At 66.1% G+C, this 23,315-nt stretch carries 26 protein-coding genes; 12 read left to right on the forward strand and 14 right to left on the reverse strand.

The window, feature by feature from the left end; translation table 11 throughout:
• The first annotated feature begins 24 nt into the window (after positions 1-24).
• Together J1C47_RS19885 and J1C47_RS19890 are read left to right on the forward strand one after the other, a co-directional pair.
• On the forward strand, positions 25-771 hold the full coding sequence (locus tag J1C47_RS19885; protein WP_207352544.1) for an SDR family NAD(P)-dependent oxidoreductase: 747 nt from the start codon (positions 25-27) through the stop codon (positions 769-771).
• Complete coding sequence (locus J1C47_RS19890) at positions 768-1,808, forward strand: AbrB family transcriptional regulator (protein WP_207352545.1); 1,041 nt, start codon at positions 768-770, stop codon at positions 1,806-1,808. Before J1C47_RS19885 ends, J1C47_RS19890 begins: the two co-directional genes overlap by 4 nt.
• A 241-nt stretch (positions 1,809-2,049) precedes the next feature.
• On the opposite strand, the gene J1C47_RS19895 is transcribed toward J1C47_RS19890, so the two are convergent.
• Positions 2,050-3,486: an MmgE/PrpD family protein gene (locus J1C47_RS19895; RefSeq protein ID WP_207352546.1), complete on the reverse strand. Its 1,437-nt coding sequence runs from the start codon at positions 3,484-3,486 to the stop codon at positions 2,050-2,052.
• Between the two features lie 354 nt (positions 3,487-3,840).
• Between J1C47_RS19895 and J1C47_RS19900 the strand changes: the two genes are divergently transcribed.
• The 3 genes from J1C47_RS19900 to J1C47_RS19910 all read left to right on the forward strand — a co-directional run bounded on the left by J1C47_RS19900 (position 3,841) and on the right by J1C47_RS19910 (position 7,027).
• A complete protein-coding gene (locus tag J1C47_RS19900; protein WP_207352547.1) occupies positions 3,841-4,929 on the forward strand; it encodes a tartrate dehydrogenase in 1,089 nt (362 codons plus the stop codon).
• 47 nt (positions 4,930-4,976) lie between these two features.
• Positions 4,977-6,002 carry a PdxA family dehydrogenase gene (locus J1C47_RS19905; RefSeq protein WP_207352548.1) on the forward strand — a complete coding sequence of 342 codons (1,026 nt, stop codon included), beginning with the start codon at positions 4,977-4,979 and terminating at the stop codon, positions 6,000-6,002.
• A 170-nt stretch (positions 6,003-6,172) separates the two neighbouring features.
• Complete coding sequence (locus J1C47_RS19910) at positions 6,173-7,027, forward strand: NAD(P)-dependent oxidoreductase (protein WP_207352549.1); 855 nt, start codon at positions 6,173-6,175, stop codon at positions 7,025-7,027.
• Between the two features lie 167 nt (positions 7,028-7,194).
• Here the strand turns inward: J1C47_RS19910 and J1C47_RS19915 are convergent, their stop codons facing one another.
• The 3 genes from J1C47_RS19915 to J1C47_RS19925 all read right to left on the reverse strand — a co-directional run bounded on the left by J1C47_RS19915 (position 7,195) and on the right by J1C47_RS19925 (position 8,665).
• Positions 7,195-7,596, reverse strand: coding sequence for a hypothetical protein (locus tag J1C47_RS19915; RefSeq protein ID WP_207352550.1), 402 nt, complete (start codon positions 7,594-7,596; stop codon positions 7,195-7,197).
• A gap of 146 nt (positions 7,597-7,742) precedes the next feature.
• Entirely contained in the window at positions 7,743-8,213 is a 471-nt protein-coding gene (locus tag J1C47_RS19920; RefSeq protein ID WP_207352551.1) for a MaoC/PaaZ C-terminal domain-containing protein, read from the reverse strand.
• Positions 8,210-8,665, reverse strand: a complete 456-nt coding sequence (locus J1C47_RS19925; RefSeq protein WP_245396699.1) for a MaoC family dehydratase — start codon at positions 8,663-8,665, stop codon at positions 8,210-8,212. Before J1C47_RS19925 ends, J1C47_RS19920 begins: the two co-directional genes overlap by 4 nt.
• A 240-nt stretch (positions 8,666-8,905) precedes the next feature.
• Here J1C47_RS19925 and J1C47_RS19930 point away from each other — a divergent pair, with 240 nt between their 5' ends.
• Positions 8,906-9,793, forward strand: a complete 888-nt coding sequence (locus tag J1C47_RS19930; protein WP_207352552.1) for a 5'-nucleotidase, lipoprotein e(P4) family — start codon at positions 8,906-8,908, stop codon at positions 9,791-9,793.
• A 35-nt stretch (positions 9,794-9,828) separates the two neighbouring features.
• Here the strand turns inward: J1C47_RS19930 and J1C47_RS19935 are convergent, their stop codons facing one another.
• Positions 9,829-10,443 carry a hypothetical protein gene (locus J1C47_RS19935; protein WP_207352553.1) on the reverse strand — a complete coding sequence of 205 codons (615 nt, stop codon included), beginning with the start codon at positions 10,441-10,443 and terminating at the stop codon, positions 9,829-9,831.
• A 133-nt stretch (positions 10,444-10,576) separates the two neighbouring features.
• On the opposite strand from J1C47_RS19935, the gene J1C47_RS19940 reads away from it, so the two are divergent.
• Positions 10,577-11,077 (forward strand): OsmC family protein, encoded by a 501-nt coding sequence (locus J1C47_RS19940; RefSeq protein WP_207352554.1) that lies wholly within the window; start codon positions 10,577-10,579, stop codon positions 11,075-11,077.
• 135 nt (positions 11,078-11,212) lie between these two features.
• Positions 11,213-12,031, forward strand: coding sequence for a DUF4760 domain-containing protein (locus J1C47_RS19945; protein ID WP_207352555.1), 819 nt, complete (start codon positions 11,213-11,215; stop codon positions 12,029-12,031).
• On the opposite strand, the gene ychF is transcribed toward J1C47_RS19945, so the two are convergent.
• A complete protein-coding gene (ychF, locus tag J1C47_RS19950; protein WP_207352556.1) occupies positions 12,021-13,124 on the reverse strand; it encodes a redox-regulated ATPase YchF in 1,104 nt (367 codons plus the stop codon). The two genes, J1C47_RS19945 and ychF, sit on opposite strands and share 11 nt — an antisense overlap.
• Before the next feature lie 183 nt (positions 13,125-13,307).
• Here ychF and J1C47_RS19955 point away from each other — a divergent pair, with 183 nt between their 5' ends.
• Positions 13,308-13,730, forward strand: a complete 423-nt coding sequence (locus J1C47_RS19955) for a hypothetical protein (RefSeq protein WP_207352557.1) — start codon at positions 13,308-13,310, stop codon at positions 13,728-13,730.
• A gap of 18 nt (positions 13,731-13,748) precedes the next feature.
• On the opposite strand, the gene pth is transcribed toward J1C47_RS19955, so the two are convergent.
• The 4 genes from pth to J1C47_RS19975 form a co-directional block, all read right to left on the reverse strand.
• Entirely contained in the window at positions 13,749-14,480 is a 732-nt protein-coding gene (gene pth, locus J1C47_RS19960) for an aminoacyl-tRNA hydrolase (protein ID WP_207352558.1), read from the reverse strand.
• A gap of 393 nt (positions 14,481-14,873) precedes the next feature.
• Positions 14,874-15,533: a 50S ribosomal protein L25/general stress protein Ctc gene (locus J1C47_RS19965; RefSeq protein WP_207352559.1), complete on the reverse strand. Its 660-nt coding sequence runs from the start codon at positions 15,531-15,533 to the stop codon at positions 14,874-14,876.
• A gap of 232 nt (positions 15,534-15,765) precedes the next feature.
• Positions 15,766-16,503, reverse strand: a complete 738-nt coding sequence (locus tag J1C47_RS19970; protein WP_207352560.1) for a L,D-transpeptidase — start codon at positions 16,501-16,503, stop codon at positions 15,766-15,768.
• A gap of 327 nt (positions 16,504-16,830) precedes the next feature.
• The gene (locus tag J1C47_RS19975) at positions 16,831-17,562 is read right to left on the reverse strand and encodes a L,D-transpeptidase (protein ID WP_207352561.1); all 732 of its coding nucleotides are present in this window, start codon (positions 17,560-17,562) and stop codon (positions 16,831-16,833) included.
• A gap of 460 nt (positions 17,563-18,022) precedes the next feature.
• Between J1C47_RS19975 and J1C47_RS19980 the strand changes: the two genes are divergently transcribed.
• The 3 genes from J1C47_RS19980 (at position 18,023) to J1C47_RS19990 (ending at position 19,521) form a co-directional block, all read left to right on the forward strand.
• Positions 18,023-18,217 carry a hypothetical protein gene (locus J1C47_RS19980; RefSeq protein WP_207352562.1) on the forward strand — a complete coding sequence of 65 codons (195 nt, stop codon included), beginning with the start codon at positions 18,023-18,025 and terminating at the stop codon, positions 18,215-18,217.
• Positions 18,218-18,275: 58 nt separating this feature from the next.
• Complete coding sequence (locus J1C47_RS19985) at positions 18,276-18,929, forward strand: DNA-3-methyladenine glycosylase I (RefSeq protein WP_207352563.1); 654 nt, start codon at positions 18,276-18,278, stop codon at positions 18,927-18,929.
• A gap of 172 nt (positions 18,930-19,101) precedes the next feature.
• Positions 19,102-19,521: an OsmC family protein gene (locus tag J1C47_RS19990; protein ID WP_425354584.1), complete on the forward strand. Its 420-nt coding sequence runs from the start codon at positions 19,102-19,104 to the stop codon at positions 19,519-19,521.
• Between the two features lie 47 nt (positions 19,522-19,568).
• Here the strand turns inward: J1C47_RS19990 and J1C47_RS19995 are convergent, their stop codons facing one another.
• The 4 genes from J1C47_RS19995 to J1C47_RS20010 form a co-directional block, all read right to left on the reverse strand.
• Positions 19,569-20,309, reverse strand: a complete 741-nt coding sequence (locus tag J1C47_RS19995) for a hypothetical protein (protein WP_207352564.1) — start codon at positions 20,307-20,309, stop codon at positions 19,569-19,571.
• A gap of 166 nt (positions 20,310-20,475) precedes the next feature.
• Positions 20,476-20,616 carry a DUF2474 domain-containing protein gene (locus J1C47_RS20000; protein WP_207352565.1) on the reverse strand — a complete coding sequence of 47 codons (141 nt, stop codon included), beginning with the start codon at positions 20,614-20,616 and terminating at the stop codon, positions 20,476-20,478.
• On the reverse strand, positions 20,613-21,614 hold the full coding sequence (gene cydB / locus J1C47_RS20005) for a cytochrome d ubiquinol oxidase subunit II (protein ID WP_207352566.1): 1,002 nt from the start codon (positions 21,612-21,614) through the stop codon (positions 20,613-20,615). Before cydB ends, J1C47_RS20000 begins: the two co-directional genes overlap by 4 nt.
• A 32-nt stretch (positions 21,615-21,646) precedes the next feature.
• On the reverse strand, positions 21,647-23,065 hold the full coding sequence (locus J1C47_RS20010; protein ID WP_207352567.1) for a cytochrome ubiquinol oxidase subunit I: 1,419 nt from the start codon (positions 23,063-23,065) through the stop codon (positions 21,647-21,649).
• Positions 23,066-23,315: the final 250 nt, after the last annotated feature.

Raw genomic sequence — 23,315 nt, forward strand, 5'->3', positions numbered from 1 at the left:
CCGCCAACAGGAGGAGTTACAGCCATGTCGGGACAGTCGCTCGCCGGCCGGGTCGCGCTCGTCACCGGTGCGTCGCGCAACATCGGGCGGGAGATCGCCCGCGCCTTCGCCCGCGAGGGCGCCGCCGTCCTCGTCCATGCCGCCCGCGACCTCGATGCGGCGAAGGAGACGGTCGCCGCCGTCGAGGCCGAGGGCGCCCGAGGCCTTGCCGTCGTCGCCGACCTCGCGGACCCGAAGAGCGCCGCGATCCTTGCCGAGGCGGCGGGCGAGCGGTTCGGCCGGCTCGACGTCCTCGTCAACAACGCCGCGATCCGCCCGGAAGCGACGATCGACGATCTGACCTACGAGGACTGGCGGCAGGTCATGGCGGTCAATCTCGACAGCGCCTTTCTCGTCACCAAGGCGGTCCTGCCGCTGCTGCGGAAAGGGGAGGCGGCGGCCATCTGCAACATCGGCGGGCTGACCGGCCACACCGGCGCGCCCCACCGGGCGCATGTGATCGCCGCCAAGGCGGGGCTCGTCGGGCTCACCAAGGCGCTCGCCCACGAACTCTCGCCGCAGGGAATCACGGTCAACTGCGTCTCGCCCGGTCTCGTCGACACGCGGCGGGCGGGCGGGGCGCCGAAACATCACGACAGCCGCACCAATCTCGTCGGCCGGCGGGGCGGCGCCGACGAGATCGCCGCCGCGGTCCTCTATCTCTGCGGGCCCGGCGCCCGTTACGTGACCGGCGAGACGCTGCACGTCAACGGCGGCGCCTATCTGTCGTGACGCCCCGCGCCGGCCTCCGGCTCTCGGGCGGGCTCGTCTCGGCAGCACTCGTCGGGATCGCCTTCCATCTGCTCGGCCTTCCGCTCGCCTGGATCTTCGGATCGATGCTCGGTTCGGCGGTCTACGCCAACTGCGTTCCGGGGATCGGCCGAACCCATCTCATCCGCCGCGCCGGCCAGCTTCTGATCGGCTCGTCCGTCGCCTCGGTTCTCGACGTCGCGACGATCCGCGACGTCGCCGGCTATCTGCCGGCGATGGTCGCCGCGGCGGTGGCCTCCAACGCCGTCGGTGTCCTGCTCGCCTTGCCGCTCGCCCGTCTCGCGGGCGTCGACAGGCTGAGCGCGCTGCTTGCCGCACTGCCGGCGGGCATGTCGGAAATGGCGTCGCTGGCGGCCGATCTCGGCGCGCGGGCCGACTTCGTCATGGTGGCGCATTCGCTGCGCGTCGTCCTCGTGGTGCTGACGGTGCCGGTGCTGATCGGCCTCGACCGCTCGGGCGCGCCGCTGCCAGCCGGGCCGGCGGGCGGAAGCGTCGAGGCGCTGGTCGCCTGCCTTCTTCTCGGCAGCCTCCTCGCATACGGCGCGAGCCGGATGAATCTCCTCAATCCGTGGATCATCATGCCGATGAGCGTCGGCGTCGCTCTGGTGCTCGCCGGCTTCCAGCTCGCGGCGATGCCGTCGCCGCTCCTTGCCGCAGCCCAGATCGCCATCGGCTTCTCCCTCGGCACCCGGCTGAAGCGCGAGGACCTGACGCGGCTGCCGCGCGCCACCCTGGCGGGGCTCGCGGCGAGCCTTGCTCTCGTCGCCGCGATGATGGTGCTCGCAGCCTTCGTCATGCCGGGCCTGACCGGCCTCGGTTTCTCCTCCCTGGCGCTGGCGATGGCACCCGGCGGCCTCGGCGAGATGATCGCGACGGCCAAGGCGCTCGGCCTCGCATCGGCGCTCGTCGCGAGCTTCCAGTTCGTGCGCTCCTTCATGACCAATCTGCTCGCGCCGCTGATCATCCTGAAGCTCGTCGGCCGCGACCGCGGATCGTGACTACGGCGCCGGCGCCGGCCCGGCCGGGCGCCGGAGCTTCGGCGGGGGCCGGTCTCGGCGGCCTCGGACGACGCGCAGACGAAAGGGCCGGACGGGGTGGGCCGTCCGGCCCTTGCTTCTCGTACGGTTTCCGGCAGATCACTTCGTGATGCCGGAAACAAAGACGCTCATTCGCCGCGCGGGCTTGATACAAGCCCCGCTCTGATCGAGCGGATCTCGTATCATTCGACGCGGAAATGCGTCAGGCGGCGAGCGCCGCCGCGAGCCTGCCGAGATCGGCCATGTCGTCGAGCGAGGCCACCATGTCGACGATCGCCTCGCTCTTGTCCTTCGGCCAGCGGGCGAACTCGGCGCAGCCGCGGAACTTGTCGGCGGCCTCGCCATAGGTCATCGGATTGGCCGGCGAGCCCTTGCCGAAATCGGCCCGGCCCTCGATCGTCCGGCCGTCCTCGAGCGTCACCTTGATGATCGTCGTCATCTTGGCGTAGCCGGCGGCCTCCGCCTCCGGATGGACGTGGAAGTTGACGCGTTTGATCATCGCCTGGACGTCCTCGCGCAGCACCGTCTCGTCGGTGAATTCCGGCAGGTTGGCCCGCCCGTCGAGAAGCAGGATCGCCATGCAGAATTCCATCGAGAACTTCGCCTGCAGCTCGTTCTTCGGCTGGTGGTGGATCAGCGCGTTCAGCATGTTGTGGTTGGTGCCGACATCGACGCTCGCCACCTCCTGCGCCTTGATGCCGTGCTCGCGGATGAGTTCCAGCATCTCGGTCATGCCGGGATGGGTGAGTGAGCCGGAGGGGTGCGGCTTGATCGAGACGCCCGGATCCGCGAAGCTCCACGGGTTGCCGAGCTTGCCGCGAATGGCGTTGAGGTCGTAGCCGCCGCCATGGGCCTGGAAGAAGCCGCGCGGCGCCTCGAGGATCTTGTCGGTGGCGCTCCAGCCGAGCCCGGCGAGGTCGCAGGCGACGACGCCGGCTTCCGACGACCGGCCGGCATGGAACGGCTTGGTCATGGTGCCGAAGTTCTCCCGCAGCCCGGCGCTCTGGCTGCCGGCGATCGACAGCGCGCGCTGCAGCGTCTCGCGGTCGAAGCCGCGCAGCCGCCCCGCCGCCGAGGCCGCCGCGAAGGTGCCGCAGGTGGCGGTGGCGTGGAAGCCGTGCTGGTAGTGGCGGGGCGAGATCGCCTCGGCGATCTTGCACTCGACGTCGACGCCGACGAGATAGGCCGCCAGCATGTCGCGGCCCGTCAGCCCGCGCAGTTCGGCTTCGGCGAAGGCGGCCGGCAGGCAGGGTGCCGTCGGATGGGTGAGGAGGCCGTAGACCCGGTCCTCGGCGACGGCGAGCTGGGTGTCGTCGTAGTCGTCGGCGTGGATCCCGACGCCGTTGGCGAAGGCGGCGAAGCGCGCCGGCGCCTTCATCGCCGTGCCGATGACGGTGGCCCCGCCCTTGCCGGCGACGTCGGCGAGATGCTGCTGGACGTAGCGGCCCGACATCGCGACGGACCCCGACAGAGCGAGACCGAACCCGTCCAGGATCGACTTCTTGGCAAGGTCGATCACCGCCGCCGGGATCGCGTCATAGGTCGTGTCGAGCACGAACTCGGCGACCTCGGCGGTGAGGCCGGCGCCGATGGACGGATCGCTCTGCGGCGTGAAATGGGTCGGGCTGCGCTGTTCCATCGTCTGTCGAAGATCCCGTCTTGACGGCGGCGGGCGGCAAAGCGTGGCGCCGGTCCGCAGCCGTCGTTGCAATGCAGGCAGCTAGCGCGGCTTTTCGTCTATTGTCAACAATTCGGCCGGGCGACGGGTCGTCACGCCGAGGCCGCTGCCTTCGTTGAAAGCCCAGCGGAAGGCGCCGACGCGGCTTGCCGCAGGTGCCCGCCCTGCCGGGCCTTAAACCTGGAACCGCATCGGCGGCAAATTCGCAATTCCCCCGATTGTCAACAATCCTGCCATCATGTACCTCCCATGTCGGTCGCGGGACTGCCTCTCGGCGTCGCGGTACAGGGTCGGCCCGGAGGGAGGGGAGAACGCATGGCATCCGACAGGGCATCCTACAGGATTGCGGCGATCCCCGGCGACGGCATCGGCGTCGAGGTGATTGGAGCCGGCATCGAGGTGCTGGAGGCGCTGGCGCGCCGCGACGGCGGCTTCGCCCTCGATTTCGAGCATTTCGACTGGGGTTCGGCGCTCTACAGGCGGACCGGGCGGATGATGCCGGAAGACGGGCTCGCCCGGCTCGCCGGCTTCGACGCGCTGTATTTCGGGGCGGTCGGGGCACCGGACGTGCCCGACCACGTGACGCTCTGGGGCCTTCGCCTCGCCATCTGCCAGTCCTTCGACCAGTATGCCAACGTCCGGCCGACGCGCATCCTGCCGGGCATCGAGAGCCCGCTGCGCGGCGTCGGTCCCGACCGGCTGGACTGGGTCATCGTCCGCGAGAATTCCGAGGGCGAATATGCCGGCCAGGGCGGCCGCTCGCATCGCGGTTTGCCGGGGGAAGTCGCCACCGAGGTCGCGATCTTCACGCGCGCCGGCGTCGAGCGGATCATGCGTTACGCCTTCGCCCTCGCAAAGGCGCGGCCGCGCCGCAAGCTCACCGTCGTCACCAAGTCGAATGCCCAGCGCCACGGCATGGTGATGTGGGACGAGATCGCCGCAGAGGTGGCGGCGGACTATCCCGACGTCGACTGGGACAAGGAACTCGTCGACGCGATGACCATGCGCATGACGCTCAAGCCCGAGACGCTCGACACCATCGTCGCGACCAACCTCCACGCCGACATCCTGTCCGATCTCGCCGCCGCCCTCGCCGGCTCGCTCGGCATCGCGCCGACCGCCAATCTCAACCCCGAGCGCCGCTTCCCCTCGATGTTCGAGCCGATCCACGGCTCGGCCTTCGACATCACCGGCAAGGGCATCGCCAATCCGGTCGGCACCTTCTGGACCGCCTGCCTGATGCTCGACCACCTCGGCGAACCCGCGGCGGCCAGCCGCCTGATGCGGGCGATCGAGCGGGTGACGGCCGACCGGACCTGCCACACGCCCGATCTCGGCGGCAAGGCGACGACGCGCATGGTGACGGACGCCGTTCTCGCGGCGATCGAAGGCGACAACGAGTGAACGGAGCGGCCCCTCGCGCCCGCCGCGAAGCCGAAGAGGAGAAGCCCATGGCCGACAGGCCCGTCATCGCGCTCGTGCCCGGAGACTGCACCGGCATCGGGCCGGAACAGACAGCCCGCATCCTTGCCGAGGGCCGCGTGGCGGGCGCTGCCCGCCTCGTCGTCGTCGGCGACCGCCGGGTCGTCGAGCGAGGCGCCCGGCAGGCGGGGGTGACGCTGAAGCTGGTCGACGTCGCCTCGCCACGCGCCGCGCGATTCGCGCCCGGCGAGACGCCGATCGTCGATCTGAAGAACATCGACCCGGAAGCGCTGCCGATCGGCGTCGCCGATCCGGAAGCCGGCCGCCTGACCGGCGAGACGCTTGCCCGCGCCGTCGCCTTCGCCAAGGATGGAGAGGTCGATGCGGTCAGCTTCGCGCCGCTCAACAAGCAGGCGATGTTCCGCGGCGGCTGGCACTTCCCCGACGAGCACAAGATGTTCGCCCATCTCCTCGGCCATGTCGGGCCGTTCTCGGAGATGAACGTCCTCGAGGGACAGTGGATGACCCGGGTGACCTCGCACGTCTCGCTGCGCGAGGCGGTCGAGCAGGTCACCTTCGACAATGTCTGCAAGGCGCTCCGCCTCGCCGACGCGACCATGCGCGGGGCCGGAATCGCGCGCCCGCGCATCGCCGTCGCCGCGCTCAATCCGCATGCCGGGGAGGGCGGCCTGTTCGGTCGCGAGGAGATCGAGATCATCGCGCCCGCCGTCGCGGCGATGGCGAAGGAGGGCATCGACTGCAAGGGGCCCTATCCGTCCGACACCGTCTATCTCAAGGCCTTTGCCGGCGAGTTCGACAGCGTCACGGCGATGTATCACGACCAGGGCCAGATCGCGACGAAGCTGAAGGGATTCAACAAGGGGGTGACGGTGACGGCCGGCTTGAAGACGGTTTTCACCACGCCGGCGCACGGCACCGCCTACGACATCGTCGGCAAGGGCATCGCCGACGTCGGCGCCTTCGAAAAGGCGATCGAACTCGCCGCGATGCTGGCCGGACGGGCCGCGGAAAGGGCCGCCGCACGCGCCGGCTAGGGTCGGCCAGCGCCGGGTCCGGCGCACGCGCGGCCGCGCATCGTCGTGTCGCTACGTGTCCCGACAATGGGATGGCGCATTTTCGATAGGGCGGAGCGTCGTTTTGATGCCCCGCCTCCGGCGCCGTGCCCTAGATCCCGTCGGGTTGGTGTTCGTGGGAGACAGGTAGAATGGGCGGGCAGACGGTCATTGCGGTCCCGGCAGCCGGGGCGATGGGGGCGGGCCTTTCCGCCCGGCTCGTCCATCGCGGCGCGCGTGTCGTCACTCTCACCGAGGGCCGCTCCGATGGTACCTTGCGGCGCGCAGCGGCGGCGGGAATGGAGAGCGTCACGCCGGAGTCCCTCGCCAGAGCGCCGGTGATCCTCTCGGTGGTCCCGCCCGAGGTGGCTCTTTCCACCGCCGAAACCTTCGCCCGGCACGTTCCGGCGGGGAGTTCTCCGCTCTATGTCGACCTCAACGCCGTCAATCCCGGGACCGTCCGCGAGATCGAGGCGGTGGTGACGCGGGCCGGCGCGCGGTTCTGCGACGGCGGGATCATCGGCCTGCCCCCGAAGCAGGCGGCGGGCGAGGAGGGCCCGCGGCTCTACGTTTCCGGCCCCGGCGCGCAGGCGGCGCTCGATCTGCGGGCGTTCGGCCTCGACGTCGCGCTACTTCCAGGCGGGACGGGCGCGGCCTCGGGGTTGAAGATGTGCTACGGCGCCCTCACCAAAGGGCTGACCGGCATCACCACGGCAATCATCCTGGCGGCGGAACGCGAAGGGCTCGGCGATGCGCTTCACGCCGAACTCGGGCGCAGCCAGGCGGCGCTTCTGACCCGCAGCGGGACGCAGATCCCGGCGATGTTTCCGAAAGCCTATCGCTGGGTCCGCGAGATGCAGGAGATCAGCGCGTTCCTCGGCGCCGGGCGGCCCGAAGCGGCGATCTGGGAAAATCTCGCCGACCTCTATGCGCGCCTTGCGACGGATGCCGGTGACAGGGAGGCGGCCGAGGCGTTTCTCGGCCGCGGGTCGGACGCGGAGCGCTGAGGGCCGAGCGCTGAGGGCCGAAGGCAGCGGGGAACGGCACGGAGGCGTGCCCGGCCGAAGTGGCGATGGGCTTCGCCGACGCTGCACCGAGAGCGCAAGCGAAAGCCCCGACCGCGGGGGAACGATCGGGGCTCTTCGTCCGGTGCGGGATGCGGAAATCTGGGGGATTACTCCGCGGGCACCAGTTCCGGCGTCCTCGTCGATGCGGGGGAAGCGAGGAACAGCCAGAGGAAGAGCAGGGCTCCGAGGATGACGATCGGCGCGCCGATCATCAGCAGCAGATTGGGATGGCCGGTCGCGTCGACCATGATCTTGCCGGCGAGGAGCACGATCGTGCCGATCTCGTAGACGGCGAACTGCACGGTGGCGAGGCCGCGCTCGCGCAGCGCCGGCCAGGCACGATGGACGAGGCCGAAGAGCATCGAGGCGACGAAGCCGAGCAGCCCGACATGGGCGTGCGACTGGCCGAAATTGAAGTTTCCGCTCGCGCCGAGCCACGTGCCGAAACCGGCCGCGAAGATCAGCCAGCCGAAACCGGTGGCGACATAGAGCCTGTCGATGTTGCGCATGGTTGTGATCTCGAGAAGCGCCGAAACCAACGGGAGCATCCGGGCAACCCAGCCAGCGGATCCGTTCGGCGAGGGCTTCTCTAGACCGCAGCCATTTCGCTATGATTGCGAGTTGTGTTTCGCTCGCGTTTCGTTTCGCTTTCGAGTTATTCGGTTCCCTGGAAGGCGACGCCGTCAAAGGCAAACACCTCCTCGCCGTCGTCGTTGACGCCACTGGTGACGAAGCTCAGGAGGCCCCAGCCCGGCCGCGTCTCCGAGCGGCGCTTCTCGGTGACCGTCTGGGTGAAGGTGACGCGGTCGCCGGCAAAGACCGGCTTCGGCCAGCGCATGTTCCGGAAGCCGGGCGAGGGGCCGATCCGCGGCACCGGATTGCCGGCGGCGATCCACTCTGCGACCTTGCGATAGCGATATTCGACGTTGAGGCGCATGCAGGCCGCGGCGGTGTGCCAGCCGGAGGCGCAGAGCCCGCCGAGGACGGAGGCCTTCGCCGCCTCCGGATCGAGGTGGAACGGCTGCGGGTCGTACTGCCTGGCGAAGCGCACGATGTCCTCGGCGGTGAAGCGGTGTGAGCCGAGGGTGACCGGCTCGCCGACGACGAAACTGTCCCAGAAGGTCACGACGCGGCTCCCTCGCGGGTGAGGAGGAGGAGGGCGTACTCGCTGACGAGGACGCTGGTGCCCGCCTGGTTCGAGAGCGTCGCGCTAAGCTTCGCGATGCCGAGGGTCGGGCGCTTGGACGACATCCGGCGCGACAGCACGCGGGCGGTGCCGGCCAGGCTGTCGCCGGGGCGGACCGGCGCCTTCCAGTCGACGAAGTCGACACCGGGCGAGCCCTGCGAACTCGCGCCAAGCAGGAAGGAATCGGCCATCATCCGCATCAGCATCGAACATGTGTGCCAGCCCGAGGCCGTCAGCGAGCCGACGAGTTCGTTGGCGCCCCCCGCGGCCTCGTCGAGATGGAAGGGCTGCGGATCGAACTCGCGGGCGAAGGCGAGCATCTCCTCGCGCTCCGCCACGTAGGGACCGAGGGGAAATTCCCGGCCTTCGACGAAATCCTCATAGGTCAGCAATGCCGCCGCTCCTCCGCTTCAGGGCAGGTGCTCTCATAGGCCGATGTTCGGAAGGCGAGAAGATCGGCCTTCGGGATAAGCGCGGATTTTTTCCGCGCGCCGGCGGGGCGCGGCACCGAGCGATGCGGTCGGCCGCGGCGGGCGGGCGGGGCGCCGCGCGGCAAAAATTTCCGGCAGGTTCACAACGGCCGCGCCGGCTGCAATCATGGCACCCGGCTCAACCACGCAAGGAACGCCACGATGCGCCACACTCTCCGTTTCCCGGGAGCACTCGCGACCGCCTGCCTCGGCCTCACCCTCGCCGCGCCGCTGCCGGCCTTCGCCGAGGATGCCAAGCCGGCCGCGCCGGAGGCGGCCGCGACCGGACCCAACGATATCCTCAATGCGACGCTGTGGATGCAGCGGTCGGTCGAGTACAAGGCCAATTCGATGGCGGTCTACGCCCTCGGCAGGCTGCGGCTCGACGAGGAACTCGCCGACAAGAGCGCGAGCGCCCTCGACCAGACCGACGCCGGCGACCTGCCGCCCGCCGTCATCCTCGATCTCGACGAGACGGTGATGGACAATTCCGCCTATGAATCCGGCCTCGTCACCACCAACAGCGACTATTCCTCCAAGACCTGGGACGACTGGACCAAGGCCAAGGACGCCAAGGCCGTGCCCGGCTCGCTCGACTATCTGAAATATGCCGACGAGAAGGGCGTGAAGATCTTCTACGTCACCAACCGCAAGGCCGGACAGGAGGAGGCGACCCGCGCCAATCTCGAGGCGCTGGGCTACCCGATGGGCGGCAATGTCGACACCTTCCTGATGCGCGACGAGAAGCCGGAATGGACCTCCGACAAGGCGAGCCGCCGCGACTTCGTCGCCAAGGACTACCGCGTCGTGGCGCTGTTCGGCGACAATTTCAACGACTTCACCAGCGAGGCGGAGGGCTCGATCGAGGAGCGCGCCGCGGCCTTCGACAAGCTCAAGGCACATTTCGGCAAGGACTGGTTCATGCTGGCCAATCCGACCTACGGCTCGTGGGAATCCTCGGCCTATGGCGACAACTTCAAGCTCTCCAACGAGGAGAAGCGCAAGATGAAGGTGGACGCGCTTCAGCCCTGGACGCCGGAAGGCAAATGATCCGGTAGCGGACGGACCTGCGCGAGGCGACCCGGCTATTTCAGAAGGTTCGCCTTGCGGATCTCGACGGCGGCCTTTCCGAGGTCGCCGCCCGACAGGACGAGGGTGACGATGGCCGCGCCGCCGTCGAAGCGCATTCCGGGGGGAACGTTGACGACGAAATACTCCTCCTCGCCGGGGGCGTTCGCCTCGGTGAAGGCGACGGTGCCGGCAAGGCGGCTGGCGTTGTCGCCCGACAGGCGGGCCGCGCTGTCCGGACTGTCCGCTCTCGCCGAGGGGCCCGCGGTATCGGGGAGAGCCGGATCGGGGCCGGCAGCAGTGTTGCCGGCAGCCTCGGCCGGCTGCAGATAGACGTCCATGAAGGCCCGCGTGTCCGGCTCGACGGTGACAGGCGAAAGGACGAGGGAGAGACGCGTCGGGGCGAGCGGTGCGGCGATGCGGACCACCGCATCGTGCTCCACGGTGGCGACGACGCTCGCGGCCGCCTCGTCGCCGCCGGCAGCCAGCCTCTCGCCCGACTTGTCGGTGGTCTCGGCGCCCGCCGGCGCGGCGGATGCCGCGACGAGGGCGGCAGCGGCAAGGAGGCCGGCAAGGCGGAATCGGGGCGAGCGGAGGGCCCGGGGGCGCCGCGCGGCCCTCGATTGTGGCAAAAACGCATACATCGCCGCACTAAGCATTGCGGCAGCGCCTTTCGCAAGCGCAGCGGCGAGACGTGTGAAGAAAGGGTTACCACGGTCCGGCGGGCGGCCGCATCGCCCGCGCTTTACGGGAGGCTCGAAAACAATGGCAGGCCGAATTCACCGCTACGCCGTCGGGCTGAAATGGACGGGCGATCGCGGCGAGGGAACCGCGCACTACCGCGCCTATTCGCGCGATCACCGCATCGAGGCGCCCGGCAAGCCGGCGATCGAAGGCTCGGCAGATCCCGCCTTTCGCGGCGACGCCGCCCGCTGGAACCCGGAAGAGATGCTGCTCGCCGCGCTCTCCTCGTGTCACCAGCTCTGGTACCTGCATCTTTGCGCCGAGGCGGGGGTGGTCGTCGTCGGCTATGCGGACGAAGCCGAGGGCGAGATGCAGGAAGCTGCCGATGGGGGAGGGCAGTTCGTCCGTGTCGTGCTGCGGCCGACGGTGACGGTCGCGGCGGGGAGCGATGCGGAGAGGGCCGAGGCGCTCCACCACGAGGCGCATGCGAAATGCTTCATCGCCCGGTCGGTGAATTTCGCGGTGGCCTGCGAGGCCGAGATCGTGGTGGCGGAGAACCGACAAACTGTTCCGCGAGCTTAGCTTTCTGAAGCATAGCGTGAGAGACCGGGCGACGCGGTCGGCGGCGTTTGATGAGAAGGTCAGGCGGAGAAGCCATTTGACTCCAGGGCCTCTATGCATCTTATAATTGCATATATGCCGCAAGGGGAGGTAGCAATGACTTCAAGTAAACCGCGTTCAAGAAAAATATTCGCAAAAATTGCCCGTCCAATTATCCAATATTGGCTGCAGTTCGTCGCGGCGATGTTTTTCTTAGGTGTCTGCACTGCTGCGTTTATGATATTATTTTGGGCGCTGATGCCATTCTTTTATCCCGGAAAATATTATTCGGACATGCTGGATAGTAGTAGCAAATTTTTTCCCGTTGAGATGGCATATTACATTTCGAGTACAATGATCTTCTTTATCAGCGGATTCGCACTTCTCATCGCGTATTCACAGTCGAGCGAGGCGAGCCACGCTCGGCGTGCAGCCATCTATCTCGAAATCACCCGCCGCGTTGAAAGCAAGAGTGTTCGCATTGCCCGGCGAAAATTGATCGCAATACAAAAGCGGTTTGCGGACAATCCTAACCAGGCGCATCAGCATCCGAGCCTCAAATCCTTCGCAGGCCAAGTTGTCAAAGACCTCAAGACGGATCATGACCGCATCATTTTAACAGACAGCGAATGTGATACAGAATTCCGAAAGCTGCACACGATCCTATCATTTTTTGAAGACGTCGGCGTCCTTGTTCGGCACGGTCATCTAAAGCGTCGCGACGTCTTTGAAATAATGTCCAGTTTGATTGAAATGACGGAAAACATATTTTCCGAATATATTGAAATGCAACAAAAACTAAATGGCGATCGAATCTATGCGAACGCTCTTTGGTTGATGCTTGAGAACAGAAAGTACGTTGCGAAGGGGAGAGCGTTCTCGTTCCCCGTCGCGGATTTGACCGGCTACTCCAATTCGACGGCAATTACACATTGAATTTGAAGTTCATGATGTCGCCGTCCGACACGACGTATTCCTTGCCCTCGTCGCGGGATTTCCCCGCCTCCTTGGCACCCACCTCGCCGCCGAGGGCGACGAAATCGTCATAGGCGATGGTCTGGGCGCGGATGAAGCCCTTCTCGAAGTCGGTGTGGATGACGCCGGCGGCCTGCGGCGCCTTTGTGCCTTGGTTGATCGTCCAGGCGCGGGTCTCCTTCGGGCCGGCGGTGAAATAGGTGATCAGGTCGAGGAGCTCGTAGCCCGCCCTGATGAGCCGATCGAGGCCGGGCTCGTGGAGACCCATCGCCTCCAGATAGTCGCCGACCTCCTCTTCGGGCAGCTGGGCGATCTCCGCCTCGATGGCGGCCGAGATGATCACCGTGCTCGCTCCCTGCGCCTCCGCCATCTTCGCCACCGCGGCAGAATGGGCGTTGCCGGCCGCGGCGTCCGCCTCGGCGACGTTGCAGACGTAGAGGACCGGCTTGGAGGTGAGGAGGTTGAGGCCGCGCAGCATGCGGCGTTCCTCGACGTCGAGATCGGCGAGGATCACCCGCGCCGGCCTGCCGTCGTTGAGGACCTTGAGCGCCTTCTCCATGACGGGGAGGACGGCGAGCGCCTCCTTGTCCTTGCCGGTCGCCTTCTTGCGGGTGCCCACCACCCGCCGCTCGAGGCTTTCGAGGTCGGACAGCATCAGCTCGGTCTCGACCGTCTCGGCATCGGCCACCGGATCGACCCGGCCCTCGACATGGACGACGTCGCCATCCTCGAAGCAGCGTAGCACGTGGACGATGGCGTCGACCTCGCGGATATTGGCGAGGAACTGGTTGCCGAGGCCTTCGCCCTTCGAGGCGCCGCGCACGAGCCCGGCGATGTCGACGAAGGTGATCCGCGTCGGCAGGATGTTCGCCGATCTGGCGATCGCCGCGATTTCCTTCAGCCGCGGGTCCGGCACCGGCACGTCGCCGGTGTTCGGCTCGATGGTGCAGAAGGGATAGTTGGCGGCAGCCGCCGCGGCGGTCTTGGTGAGGGCGTTGAACAGCGTCGACTTGCCGACATTCGGCAGGCCGACGATCCCGCATCTGAAACCCATGGGGGTGGTCCTTCGGAAAGCTTTCGTCCGGCCGCCGGCGCGGCCCGATCGTTGAGGCGCTGTTTGCCGCCGAACGGGCGAGGGGTCAACAGCGTCGCCGTTTCGATGCGCCGGCCATGGTGTTAGAGTTGCGGCCGCGCCGGTTCCTTTTCGGGCCGGCCTGAACGAGAAAGGACAGTCGACATGCGCCTTCTCATCGTCTTCCTCGCCACCTTCGTTGCCGTGCCCGCCTTCGCCGCCTGCGAGGACGGCGGCCCCGCGGCCGGATTCATCAAGGACCACTGGCTGACGCGGATCGGCAGCGGCCAGAAGACCTGTATTTTCTACGGCGACTATTCCGGCGACGGCGCCGCGGACGCCGTGGCGTTCTTCTATTACGAAAAGCCGCAGCACGGGCGCTACCAGAAGCCCGGCGACGGCGTCGTGGTCGAAGCCGCGCTGTTCCGCCGGGTCGGCGAGGGCTATCGCTTCGACGGCTCCGCCGATGTCGGCGGCGACAATCCCCGCAACGTCATCTTCGACAAGCGCAAGGTGACGGTCGAGACGACGGTCGCCTGGCAGGATCCCGGCATCGACCGGAGCTGGACGATCCGCGCGCCGAACTGACGAGGGGCAGCCGCCGGGCTACTCCTTGCCGCCGAACATCCGCTTCAGCATCTCCGCCATCGGGCCTTTCTCCGGCAGCTTGACCGAAGGCTTCGGCGAGCGCGCCTGCCGGATGTGGCTCTGGCCCTTCGGGGCGGACTTGCTGCCTGCCGAGCCCTTGGCGCCGGCCGGCTCCTCGCGGCCGCCGGTGGCGACGCTGACCTTGTTCATGAACAGGGCGTCCTCGCCCTTGACCAGGCTCTCGGCGTTGCGGGCGACGGCGTCGAGAAACGGCTCCAGCCACTCGCGGTCGACCTTGGCGAAGTCGCCGAGGACATGCGGCGTCACGGCCTCCTTGCTGCCGGGATGGCCGATGCCGAGGCGCACGCGCCGATAGTCCTTCGTTGCGAGATGGGCGTCGATCGACCGCAGCCCGTTGTGGCCGCCGTGGCCGCCGCCGGTCTTCACCCGCAGCTTTCCGGGCGCAAGGTCGAGCTCGTCATGGATGACGACGACGTCCTTCGGTTCGAGCTTGTAGAAGCGCACCGCCTCGCCGACCGAGCGGCCGGAGTCGTTCATGAAGGTCTGCGGCTTCACGAGCAGCACCTTCTCGCCGGCGATGGCGCCTTCGGCGATCTCGGCGGAGAACTTCTTCGAGAAGGCGGGGAAATTCGCCTGCCGGGCGATCTCGTCGACGGCCATGAAACCGATGTTGTGGCGGTTGCCGGCGTATTTCGGGCCCGGATTGCCGAGACCTGCGATCAGAAGCATCGGGGCACTCCCTGGGATTGGTGGGATGGCAGTGGCTCAGAGTGGCCGAAGGTGCGCTCCCGGCCAAGTCCCAGTAAGACGGGCATACCCTTTCAACGGCAACAGCAGAGGCGGAAGGCGACGCATCGGGGCTGTAGGGTCGGCGCACCAACGCTTCGTCATCCCGGGCTTGACCCGGGATCCATTCCAAATCGTCGACCGAGCCAGCCTCCTCGTCGATGCTTTCGGCAGCTTGTGCGGTTTGGAATGGATCCCGGCTCGGGGGCCGGGATGACGAGACTTCGATGGTCGCGTCCTGACTTCGAGGGCGATGGCGCATGACGATTCTGCGCCACACAAAAACGGCCGGACAATGCCCGGCCGTCATTGATGTCGCAAGGAAAGCCGGACGGCTTATTCCTTGCCGGCCTTGGTCTCGCCCTCGGCGGTCTGGGCCCGCTGCTCGGTGACCTCGGTCTCGGCCTCCTCGTCGCCTTCCGAGCGCATCGCGGCCGGGGAGACGATGGTGGCGATGGTGAAGTCTCGGTCGGTGATCGTCAGCTCGACGTTGGCCGGCAGCGTCAGCGCCGAGGCGTGGATCGCGTCGTTGATCTCGAGACCCGTCAGGTCGATCGCGAAGAACTCCGGAATGGCGTTGGCGGGAGCCTCGACCTCGACCTCGTGGCGCACGACGTTGAGCGTGCCGCCGCGCTTCAGGCCGGGGGACTTTTCCTCGTTCTCGAAATGCACGGGGATCTCGACCGTCACCCGGGTCTCGTCGGAGACGCGCAGGAAGTCGACATGGATGAGGAAGTCGCGGACCGGCTCGAGCTGGTAGTCCTTCGGCAGGACCTTGATCTCCTTGCCGTCGAGCTCGATCGTCGCGATCGAGGTCATGAAGCCGCCGGCGTGGAGCGCCAGAAAGGTCTCCTTGTAGGGGAGCGCGATCGGCAGCGGCTCTTCCTTGCCGCCGTAGATGACGGCGGGAATCATGTTGTTGCGGCGCAGATGTCTGGCGGCCCCCTTGCCGACCTTGTCGCGCGCCTCGGCCTTGACCGTGAAGGTCTGGTGCATGGCGTGTCGTCCTTCAAATTGTCGAGGGGTCGTAAAGGGCCCCATGCCCGAAACGACGAAAAGCGGCGCCCCGGATGGGGACCGCTTCACTCCGCGCTGCCTCCAAGGGTGTCCGCGCGGACGCCGCAGCCTATAAAGCACCGCGCCGGGGGAGGCAAGGCTCGCCCGGTCTGCGGTAAAGGACGGGTCCGGCCGCTGCGCCGGACCCCGAGGTCGAAGTCGCCGGCGACGGTCAGCCGCCGAAGATCGTCTCCAACAGGCCCGGCCGGCTGAGGACGCCGGTCTCGGCATAGACGTTCTTCGCGCCGCGCCCGTCGGGGCCGATCACCACGACCTTCGCGCCCACCGGCACGCGGCCGTAGAGATGCTCGACGTCCTCGTTCATCATGCGGATGCAGCCCGACGACATCATCTGGCCGATGGTCCAGGGCTGGTTGGTGCCGTGGATGCGGAACATCGAATCGTTGCCGTGGCCGTTGTAGAGATACATCGCCCGCGCGCCGAGCGGATTGCCGGGGCCGCCCTCCATATAGGCGGGGAGTTCGCGTCCCTTGGCGCGCTCGCGCACCACCATCGTCGCCGGCGGCGTCCAGCCCGGCCATTCCGCCTTGCGGCCGACCTTCATCGTGCCCGACCAGCCGAAGCCCTCGCGCCCGACGCCGACGCCGTAGCGCGTCGCCATGCCGTTCCCCTCGACGTAATAGAGGTAGCGCCGGCTCGAATCGACGATGATCGTGCCGGGCTTCTCGTCGGTCTTTATGCGGACCTCGCGGCGCATGAACTCGGCCGCGGGCTTGCGGGCAAGCATGCGCCGCAGCTCACCACCCGTCGGGGCGTTGGCGTCGACCTCTTCCCAGGAGAAAGTGGCGTAGTTGTAGCGGCGGACGGTCTCCGCCGCGGCCGGGCTCGCCAGCGATGCGAGCATGCCGGCGGCCGCAACGCCGAAGACGAGCGTCTTGAAGGTCTTCATCGATTTCTCTCCAGCCAGTGCCCGCTCGTTGCGGCGGGTTCGTTCGTTTATCCGGACGCGGAATCGTTGCCGCGCCGGTCATTTCCGTTCGATCGTCTGGCAGTCGCGTGGCGTCCGGCCTGCGCCTTCGCCTCGCGTGCCTGTCGATGCGGCGAGACCGTGCCTCGATCGGACCACGATTTCGCCATGTTTCAACTCCGCAACAGCCGGGAACGATCCCTAGGGAAAGTCCGCGCATCGTTCACATTGCCGTGATGCGATTCCTGTCGGCACCGTCCCCGATGCGCGGCGGCGGTCATCGCGCCCGGTCTGTCGTTCCGGGCCGCCTCAGAGCACCAGCACCTCGGTGCCGACCGATACCCGCTCGTAGAGGTCGGTCACATCCTCGTTGCGCATGCGGATGCAGCCGGAGGAGACGTTGCGGCCGATGGTCCAGGGCTGGTTGGTGCCGTGGATGCGATAGAGCGTCGAGCCGAGATACATCGCCCGGGCGCCGAGCGGATTGGCCGGACCCCCCTCCATGTGGGCGGGCAGGATGCGGCCTTTCTTCCTTTCGCGCGCGATCATCTGCGAGGGCGGCGTCCAGCCCGGCCACTCGGCCTTGCGGCTGATGCGATGGGTGCCGGACCAGCCGAAGCCGGGCTTGCCGGTGCCGACGCCGTAGCGGCGGGCCGTGCCGTTCTCGCCGACGAGATAGAGAAAATGCGCGTGCGGATCGATGACGATCGTGCCGGGCTTGCCGGCGCCGGCATAGGCAACGGTCTGCGGCAGGAACTGCGGGTCGATCGCCTGGCGCGGATCGACGGTGCGGGCTGCCGGCGCCCCGCGGACGGCGAGCGCGGCTGCGCTCATCGCCGCCGGACCGTCGGGCGTGCGCGCCGCAAGGACGACGCCGCTCGGGGAGGGGGCGGCGAACTCCATCACCCAGGGGCCGCCGATGCCCGGCGCGATGCGGACGGCGGGGCGAAGCGGCCGGCGCTCCTGAGCCACGGCATCAGCGGCGAAGGATCCGATGGCCGCTGCGAGAAAAAGCCCGGCAAGGGCGGCGCGTCGATACATCCTGGTCTCCTCATGTGACGTTCGGTCGCAGACATCGCGGCCGTTTCGAGAGGAAGGCTCGCGCGAAACGGCGAGCGAAGGGTTAACGCCCGCGGCCCCGGCGCTAACGATCTTTGCCAACTCTTCCCTAGGGTTAATGGAGGGTTTCGCCGGCGGCTCGCCGCCCCGACCGGCCGGCGGCGCAGGCAGGCCCGGGCAAGCAAAAGATGAAATAGTAGGCGGCAGACAAAAAGGCCCAATTTGAGGGCATTGTGCAATGCAGCAAAACTGCTAGCATCGTCGTCGCCTGCCGGTTCCACTGGCAGGTCGAAACCTGAGTGCAGCGACGCAAGGCAACGACCGTCGGCAGCCATGCCGGCGGCGCGGGAGAGCCGTGCCTGAGCAAGAAAGTCCGGCAGCCGCCGGAGATCCAGCAACCGGCCGCAGGCGGAGGCGCGGCACCAACGATCGGAGACGTTCGATGATCGCCCTGACCCTCGTGATGTGTCTCAACGCCCAGCCCCAGAACTGTCGTGCCGAGGACGTCGCCTTCGACGGCTCGATCATGCAGTGCGCGATGTTCGGCCAGGCGGCCGCGGCGACCTATATGAACGGCCGGCCGAAATGGTCGCTGAAGCGCTACAGCTGCTCCAGCCGCCGGCTGAAGGACGCCTGATCCGGGCTCCCGGCGCATGCTTGCGGATTTTCCCGCGGGCTGACACAAGCTGTCGGCGATGGCCGACCCCGAACACCTTGCCGACGGACTGCTTCGCCGCGAAGACGGCTCGGCCGGCTGCGCCTGGCACGGCACCGACCTGCTTTACCGCCGGTATCACGACGCCGAGTGGGGGCGCCCCACGGCCGACGACGACCGGCTCTACGAAAAGCTCTGCCTCGAAGGTTTCCAGGCCGGGCTCTCCTGGCTGACGATCCTCAGGAAGCGCGAGGCGTTCCGCGCGGCCTTCGACGGTTTTTCGATCGAGCGCGTCGCCCGCATGGGCGAGGGGGACGTCGAGCGGCTGGTGCAGGACCCCGGCATCGTGCGCCACCGCGGCAAGATCGCCTCGGCGATCAACAATGCGCGGCGCGCGGCGGCGATCAAGGAGAGCCACGGCTCCTTCGCCGCGTTCCTCTGGGGCTTCGAGCCGCCGGCTGAGGAGCGCCCGGCCGCGGTGACGGCCGAGTTCGTCCGCCAGACGCCGGCGAGCGCCGCCTCCCTGCGCCTTTCCAAGGCGCTGAAGAAGGCCGGCTTCAGCTTCGTCGGCCAGACCACGGTCTATGCCTTCATGCAGTCGATGGGCTTCGTCAACGACCATCTCGAGGGCTGCGCGGCGCGCGAGCCCTGCGAAGCGGAGCGGGCGGCGTTCCGGCGACCCGCGACGGGCTGATGCGGCCCGACGCGGGGTTCACGCTTGGAGAATGCGGCACTGCCGGAACCTCGATCGTTCTTTGAAACGAACCGCGATGGCACCGTCGCAAGCCGCAAAGCCATTGGCAGTTGAAAAGTCCGTGGGTAAGCTCTTTCGACTGTCGGCAAGCGGGTCCACACTGATGGCTTCGATGACGGTAGAGTTGCGCAGCGTCGACACCACGCAAGCCGCTTTGGGCTGGGCAGGCGGCCATACGATCGTCGTCGACCGGCCCGAGGGAAAAGCCGGCGGCTTGGGGTTGGGGTTCAACGGTGCTCAGCTCCTCGGCTTGGCGATCGGCGGCTGTTTCGCCAATGATCTGCGATACGTCGCCCATGATATGAGGGTCGAACTCGGGACGATTGCGATCACCGTCACCGTCGAACTGAACGGCGATCCCTTGCTCATGACCGGAGCGACGATGACGGTCGCTTGTGAAATGCTCGATGGCTCGAATGCTGAAGACCTGATCGCAAAGGCAAGCGCGACGACGATGGTCACGAACTCCATCCGCAACGGCGCTCCGGTCAAAATCCAGGCAATCGGATCGAACGGCGCGAACTCAGGCTGAAACAGAATACAATGATTCTGTTTCAAATGCGTGATCATTCATCATGGCTAGCGTGTGGAATTATCTTTCTTCGACAGCGTACGGTTCAACCAAACATCGTGGGACGAGGGAAAAACGATAGGATCTAATCCGAGGATGCGCAAAAATTGTGGGATAACCGTGCCATCCTGAGCGATAGTGTCATCATAACTGAAGTAGTGTCCATTCTTGCCGAAAAATTCTCGAATCTTATCGTGATCTAGCAGCCACGATTTATCTGAAAAGTCGAAAGTTCCGTCTTCTAATACCTCATTAGAGACTGAATCTTTAAGAATACCGCTACGCTCGACCTGTGCACGCCAACTCTGCATCCAAGTCGACTTATTCCGGAAAAATCCTATCGGCCGAAGTTGAAACCCGTCCGTAAGATCGGAAAGTAGATCTCTTTCAACGGCTGTACGAAGAAAAGAGAATGATTCTGAAGATAATACAATATTTCCTTCTGGAAATTTATGAAACATATTATTTACTGATTTTGCAATAATATTTGCTCGATTATTATCAAGTCGGACGCCAATTCCCTTAAGACGCATAATAGTATTAAGTTTAGGTCGTATTAATACATGCGCCAACTGAAAACAATTAGCGCGATTTTCTGTTTCGATTTCTCCTTTATCGATTATTTTGATATCTTGAATAATACGAAACCCACGTCCTTTAAAAATACTCTTATGCGTATTAATATAGCTTTGGATTGACGTAGTGCCGGTCTTATGCAAGCCAAAATGAAGAAAAATAGTCTTGGCCAATTCAGCATCTCCTGATATTCAGACACACAATTTTCCTGTAATATCCACAGGAATGCTAGCCGAAAAGACGGCCACGTGAGCAATCACAAGCTTGGTCGAACATGAAACAGAATTGTCAATTCTGTTTCAGTTTCAACCCCGTGGGCGATCCTCGAAAATTCGGGCGTTACCCCACCAGCATCAGCCGCAGGGTCAGGGCGACGGCTCCGACGAAGCCGACGCCTGCGCACCACAGGAGGAGGAACCACAGCCAGCGCTGCCATCGCGGCCGGCCGGCGCTCGCGCGCCTGACGTCTTCCGGGGTCAATGGTAGCCCTCGCCTTCCCGCACCTTGCCGCGAAACACCCAGTAGGCAAAGCTCGTATAGATCAGGATCGTCGGGATCAGCACCGCCGCTCCGGCGAGCAGGAAGCTCAGGCTCTCCTCGGGCGCCGCCGCCTGCCAGATGGTGACGCTCGGCGGGATGATGTGCGGGTAGAAGTTGATCCCGAGACCGACGAAGCACAAGAGGAAGAGGCCGAGCGCCGAGAGGAACGGCCGGTAATGGCGGCCGGCGGCCAGCGACTGGAACAGGCTGAACGCCAGGACGAGGAGGAGGAGCGGCACCCAGGCGACGCTCAGGAACTGGGCGGTGCCGGAAAACCACCGCGAATAGAACTGCGGCTGGCGAAACGGCATCCACAGGCTGACGGCGGCGATCGCGGCGAGGGTGCCCACGGCGAGGAAAGTGGCGTAGCGGCGGGCGATGTCGTGGACCTCGCCTTCGGTCTTCATCACCAGCCAGGTCGCCCCGAGCAGCGCATAGCCGACGACGACGGCGAGGCCGGTCATCAGCGAGAACGGCGTCAGCCAGTCGAACCAGCCGCCGGCATAGCTGCGGCCTTCGACCGAAATGCCCTGCACCAGCGCCCCCAGCGCGATACCCTGGCAGAAGGCGGCGGTGAGCGATCCGGCGAAGAACGACACGTCCCAGAGCCAGCGCCCGCGCACCGTCTTGAAGCGGTATTCGAAGGCAACGCCGCGGAAGATCAGCGCCAGGAGCATGACGACGATCGGCGCGTAAAGCGCCGGCATGATGATCGAATAGGCCAGCGGAAACACCGCGAACAGGCCGCCCCCGCCGAGCACCAGCCAGGTTTCGTTGCCGTCCCAGATCGGCGCGACGGAGTTCATCGCCGTGTCGCGGCTCTCGTGCCGGCCGAGGAAGGGAAACAGGATGCCGGTGCCGAGATCGAAGCCGTCGAGGACGACATAGGCGAGAACGGCGAAGGCGATGAGGAACGCCCAGAGAACGGCAAGGTCCATTTCGTCTCTCCTGTCGAGCAGTCCGTCTGCGGCTATGCGGCCGGATCCGCGGCGCCGCGCCGGCCGAGCGAGGGGGCCGGCGTGATGCCGGCGGTCCGCGTCGGCTGGTGCGGCGTGTCCGCCTCGTAGGGGCTCGGCGCCCGGCCCATCAGCCGCAGGATGTAGAAGGTGCCGGCGCCGAACAGCAGGAAATAGACGACGACGAAGGCGACGAGCGAGGCGCCGACGGCCGGCGCGCCGATAGGCGAGTGGCTCTCGGCGGTGCGCAGCAGCCCGTAGACGGTATAGGGCTGGCGGCCCATCTCGGTGGTCACCCAGCCGCACAGGACGGCGACGAAGCCGGCCGGCGACATCAATATCATCGCGCGCTGCAGCCAGTCGGATTCGTAGAGCGTGCCGCGGAACCGCTTCCAGAGCGACCACAGGCCGAGGCCGAGCATGGCGAAGCCGATGCCGACCATCACCCGGAACGTCCAGAAGATCACCGTCGAATCCGGCCACTCGTCGCGCGGGAAGGCCTTCAGCCCCTTCACTACGCCGTCGAGGCTGTGGGTAAGGATCAGCGAGCCGAGATAGGGGATCTCGACGGCGTATTTCGTCTTGGCCGCCTGCATGTCCGGAACGCCGAACAGCGTCAGCGGCATCGGATGGTCGGCATTCGTCTCGAAATGGCCCTCCATCGCCGCGACCTTGGCGGGCTGGTATTCGAGCGTGTTGAGGCCGTGGGCGTCGCCGGCGAAGATCTGCACCGGGGCGACGAGCGTCGCCATCCAGAGCGCCATCGAGAACATCGTCCGCGCCGACGCATTGTAGCGGTTCTGCAGGAGATGGAAGGCGCCGACCCCGCCGACGACGAAAGCCGTGGTGAGGAAGGCGGCGAGCACCATGTGGACGAGGCGGTAGGGGAAGGACGGGTTGAAGATCACCGCCCACCAGTCGTTCGGCACGAACTGGCCGTCGGCATTGACGCCGTAGCCGGCGGGGGTGTGCATCCAGCTGTTCGCCGAGAGGATCCAGAACGCCGAGAACAGCGTGCCGAGCGCGACGACGCAGGTGGCGAAGAAGTGCAGTCCGTTGCCGACCTTCTTCTGGCCGAACAGCATGATGCCGAGAAACCCGGCCTCGAGGAAGAAGGCCGTCAGCACCTCGTATCCCATCAGCGGGCCGAGAACAGGGCCGGTCCTGTCGGAGAAGACCGACCAGTTGGTGCCGAACTGGTAGCTCATGACGATGCCGGAGACGACGCCCATGCCGAAGACGACTGCGAAGATCTTCACCCAATACTTGAACGTGTCCATGTAGACCGGCTTGCCGGTCGACAGCCACAGCCCCTCCAGCACCGCGAGATAGGCGGCCAGCCCGATGGTGAAGGCCGGAAAGACGATGTGGGCGGAAACGGTGAAGGCGAACTGGAAACGGGCCAGGTTGACGGGGTCGTAGCCGTCGAACATCGCGGGGCTCCGGTGTTCTTTCAGGGGCAGTCCGTTCCCATCTAGTGGATTGAATTTGACATTTGAGTCCCGATCGGGCGAGGCGTCGTATCAAATGTCAAATTCGAAAAATCCACTAGCATCATAATCTTGGCTCGTGGTCTTTCGAATCCGACATTTGCTGCGCGGTCTCCACGAGGCGTTACCAAATGTCGGAATCGGACCACTGGGCGCGGGCCGGCGCATCGCGAGGCGGGCTGGCGGCTTTTTG

It is taken from the genome of Jiella sonneratiae (assembly GCF_017353515.1).
Taxonomy (GTDB): Bacteria; Pseudomonadota; Alphaproteobacteria; order Rhizobiales; family Rhizobiaceae; genus Jiella; species Jiella sonneratiae.

What these genes read in the sequence shown, in the direction of transcription:
- J1C47_RS19900 (WP_207352547.1), top strand. Translation starts at nt 3,841, where the DNA reads ATGGCATCCGACAGGGCATCCTACAGGATTGCGGCGATCCCCGGCGAC.
- ychF (WP_207352556.1), bottom strand. Translation starts at nt 13,124, where the DNA reads ATGGGTTTCAGATGCGGGATCGTCGGCCTGCCGAATGTCGGCAAGTCG.
- pth (WP_207352558.1), bottom strand. Translation starts at nt 14,480, where the DNA reads ATGCTTCTGATCGCAGGTCTCGGCAATCCGGGCCCGAAATACGCCGGC.
- J1C47_RS19905 (WP_207352548.1), top strand. Translation starts at nt 4,977, where the DNA reads ATGGCCGACAGGCCCGTCATCGCGCTCGTGCCCGGAGACTGCACCGGC.
- J1C47_RS19885 (WP_207352544.1), top strand. Translation starts at nt 25, where the DNA reads ATGTCGGGACAGTCGCTCGCCGGCCGGGTCGCGCTCGTCACCGGTGCG.
- J1C47_RS19915 (WP_207352550.1), bottom strand. Translation starts at nt 7,596, where the DNA reads ATGCGCAACATCGACAGGCTCTATGTCGCCACCGGTTTCGGCTGGCTG.
- J1C47_RS19965 (WP_207352559.1), bottom strand. Translation starts at nt 15,533, where the DNA reads ATGCACCAGACCTTCACGGTCAAGGCCGAGGCGCGCGACAAGGTCGGC.
- J1C47_RS19985 (WP_207352563.1), top strand. Translation starts at nt 18,276, where the DNA reads ATGGCCGACCCCGAACACCTTGCCGACGGACTGCTTCGCCGCGAAGAC.
- J1C47_RS19980 (WP_207352562.1), top strand. Translation starts at nt 18,023, where the DNA reads ATGATCGCCCTGACCCTCGTGATGTGTCTCAACGCCCAGCCCCAGAAC.
- J1C47_RS19990 (WP_425354584.1), top strand. Translation starts at nt 19,102, where the DNA reads ATGACGGTAGAGTTGCGCAGCGTCGACACCACGCAAGCCGCTTTGGGC.
- cydB (WP_207352566.1), bottom strand. Translation starts at nt 21,614, where the DNA reads ATGGACCTTGCCGTTCTCTGGGCGTTCCTCATCGCCTTCGCCGTTCTC.
- J1C47_RS19895 (WP_207352546.1), bottom strand. Translation starts at nt 3,486, where the DNA reads ATGGAACAGCGCAGCCCGACCCATTTCACGCCGCAGAGCGATCCGTCC.
- J1C47_RS19945 (WP_207352555.1), top strand. Translation starts at nt 11,213, where the DNA reads ATGACTTCAAGTAAACCGCGTTCAAGAAAAATATTCGCAAAAATTGCC.
- J1C47_RS19930 (WP_207352552.1), top strand. Translation starts at nt 8,906, where the DNA reads ATGCGCCACACTCTCCGTTTCCCGGGAGCACTCGCGACCGCCTGCCTC.
- J1C47_RS19910 (WP_207352549.1), top strand. Translation starts at nt 6,173, where the DNA reads ATGGGCGGGCAGACGGTCATTGCGGTCCCGGCAGCCGGGGCGATGGGG.
- J1C47_RS20010 (WP_207352567.1), bottom strand. Translation starts at nt 23,065, where the DNA reads ATGTTCGACGGCTACGACCCCGTCAACCTGGCCCGTTTCCAGTTCGCC.
- J1C47_RS19975 (WP_207352561.1), bottom strand. Translation starts at nt 17,562, where the DNA reads ATGTATCGACGCGCCGCCCTTGCCGGGCTTTTTCTCGCAGCGGCCATC.
- J1C47_RS19955 (WP_207352557.1), top strand. Translation starts at nt 13,308, where the DNA reads ATGCGCCTTCTCATCGTCTTCCTCGCCACCTTCGTTGCCGTGCCCGCC.
- J1C47_RS19940 (WP_207352554.1), top strand. Translation starts at nt 10,577, where the DNA reads ATGGCAGGCCGAATTCACCGCTACGCCGTCGGGCTGAAATGGACGGGC.
- J1C47_RS19970 (WP_207352560.1), bottom strand. Translation starts at nt 16,503, where the DNA reads ATGAAGACCTTCAAGACGCTCGTCTTCGGCGTTGCGGCCGCCGGCATG.